This is a genomic window from Acinetobacter endophylla (assembly GCF_053543775.1).
Genome location: NZ_JBLVOM010000129.1, coordinates 1 through 1,119, shown reverse-complemented (window position 1 = coordinate 1,119; position 1,119 = coordinate 1). Strand labels below are relative to the sequence as shown.

2 protein-coding genes are annotated in these 1,119 nt (G+C 48.1%); both read right to left on the bottom strand.

Annotation, left to right across the window (positions count from 1 at the left end; genetic code table 11):
• Positions 1-557 (bottom strand): terminase large subunit domain-containing protein (locus ACNPNW_RS05915; protein WP_448766702.1); only part of this gene is annotated, 557 nt, incomplete at its 3' end.
• 10 nt (positions 558-567) lie between these two features.
• Positions 568-1,083: a P27 family phage terminase small subunit gene (locus ACNPNW_RS05910; RefSeq protein WP_174894239.1), complete on the bottom strand. Its 516-nt coding sequence runs from the start codon at positions 1,081-1,083 to the stop codon at positions 568-570.
• Positions 1,084-1,119: the final 36 nt, after the last annotated feature.

Genomic DNA, 1,119 nt, shown 5'->3' with positions numbered 1-1,119 from the left:
GTCTTGGCCGTACCGAAAATGATATTGGCCTGTTCCCGCGAAGTAGCAGCTGAATATACTTCAGCCCCTGGTTCACCATCGACAAAAGCCATGTATAGGGCGACGGCTGCGATCCATGTAGATTTTCCATTCTTTTTGGCCACCTCAATATAGAAGTAAATGAATCGTCGCAGCCCTTCCGTATTCAACCAGCCAAAGATATTGACCGTGATGAATACCTGCCATGGCTCCATGACCAGCATATGCCTTAAGCCGTTTGGCTGAATTTTTGCCAGAGTCCCCGTGGTGTGCGGACAGGTTTCAATAAAGAAACAGGCATGTCTGGCGCTTTCGATATCAAAGGTATAATCAAAATGAATATCGGCCGGTTTGGTCCCAACTTTCAGGGTTTTTAACAGTTCTTCGAGTTCAGGATCATCCGAGACCACTGGATAACCCGACCGGGTCAAGTCGCTTAAGAAACGTTTGGCCGCAAGTTTTTCCAACTGCCCTGCAGTACGCACTCCGGATCGCACGTCATGGCAGTACTGGAGCGCGATTTTGAAATAATCACGCATAGAAACTCACTTATGAACGCGGCATATATCCCGCATAGGGGTCGTTGTCTACATTTGTGGCTTGGTCAGCCCCCAACAAACTGAGCTGCTTGGCTTTATCCACTTTGACACTTGAACGGGCAGCTGGCGTTAAGCCAAATTCCCGGGCAGTTTTAATAATCAATTCTTGCAGTTTGTTACGCACCTGGAGCCAGGCGGCCTGAACTTCAAAACCATTCGGGGTTGTTGAAATCCAGTCATCTATTTTTTCGAGCTTTTCACAAACCTGTTCATAGGCTGCAATGTTGTCGCAGTGAAGGCCGAAGACATCGCCATCCACCACACTAAGCAAACCGGCCTGAACCAGTTTCGGGCCTAATACGTCCCAGTGTTTTTTTGCCGCCCCCTTTATCCATCGTGGGCAAGGTGGCATTCCCAAATCGACTGCTGCATTTGCCACTTGAGCATCTGCATCACGGTCATCACGAATTCGTGCACCGCTTAAAATCTTTTCTTGCAATGATTTGGCCGGTCGTCCTGCTGTCATAGGAACCTCCAAAAGTAAAACTTCATAAAATCTGGA

Bases quoted from the DNA above. Each gene is read 5' to 3' on its own strand.
- ACNPNW_RS05910 (WP_174894239.1), bottom strand. From the start codon at position 1,083: ATGACAGCAGGACGACCGGCCAAATCATTGCAAGAAAAGATTTTAAGC.